The organism is Avibacterium endocarditidis, assembly GCF_965138825.1.
Lineage (GTDB): Bacteria > Pseudomonadota > Gammaproteobacteria > Enterobacterales > Pasteurellaceae > Avibacterium > Avibacterium endocarditidis.
The window spans coordinates 1-859 of the sequence record NZ_CBCSDH010000035.1 but is presented as its reverse complement, the minus strand read 5'-3'; the positions used below and the strand labels follow the sequence as shown (position 1 = coordinate 859).

Here is an 859-nt window from a genome sequence, read left to right as displayed (position 1 = left end):
CTCCTCCAGCTCCACGACATTGGTAAAAGATTCGGGTAAAAACATTCCGACTTCACAATGCTAAAAAAGCGCTCTATCACCGCATTATCATCGCAATTCCCCTTGCGACTCATGCTTTGAATCTTGGTTGCTATGAATCAGTGGAGCTGCGCCAGAACCTCGCTTCGATAAGGCTTCTTTAAGCATTTTTGAAACAAGCCCAAAACGTTGTCGCCGTCCGATTTGGTAGGCAATAATCTCACGGTTCGCCAAATCCATCATCGGCGAAAGATACAGCTTTTCATTTCCTACACGAAATTCGGTCACATCAGTGACCCACTTCTCGTTTAGCGCCTTCGCTTTAAAATTTCTTGCCATCAAATTTGGTGCGAGATAAGCGGCTCCTCCCATCTTCATACGCTTTTTCGCTTTACGCAGGAGCGGATATTTAGGTGACGCATTCGTTTCAGCACCGTTTTTCCACTTAGATAATGCCCTTGCTCGTGTAACTTTGCTCAAATAATACGGTAACCATCTCGTCCTTGAATCGCCTTAAATATTTCCAGTATCAAGTTATTAATATCATCTAACCCCTTGATTTTTCTTGCATAATAGAATGTAGTGCGAGGTGGTTTCGCCACTGTCAGTAATACGGAAAGGGGACATTGCGCACTTAACTCTCGGACGGTGGCACATCTTTCCGCTTGAGTTTGAGGCCTCTGAGCGCCAAAGACTTTTTTAAATAGGCATTATCCGCACGAAGAGACTCAAGTTCTTATAATAAAAGTTCTTTTTCATCGGTTTTGACGGGGCGTTTGGGTAATCTCATCACATTCTTCTTTCGATTAGGCTGACGGATGAGCCCATTAATACCGTATTT

At 43.7% G+C, this 859-nt stretch carries 1 protein-coding gene; it reads right to left on the bottom strand.

The window, feature by feature from the left end:
* Positions 1–87 precede the first annotated feature (87 nt).
* On the bottom strand, positions 88–498 hold the full coding sequence (locus ACNAV8_RS11545) for a DDE-type integrase/transposase/recombinase (RefSeq protein ID WP_103855324.1): 411 nt from the start codon (positions 496–498) through the stop codon (positions 88–90).
* Positions 499–859: the final 361 nt, after the last annotated feature.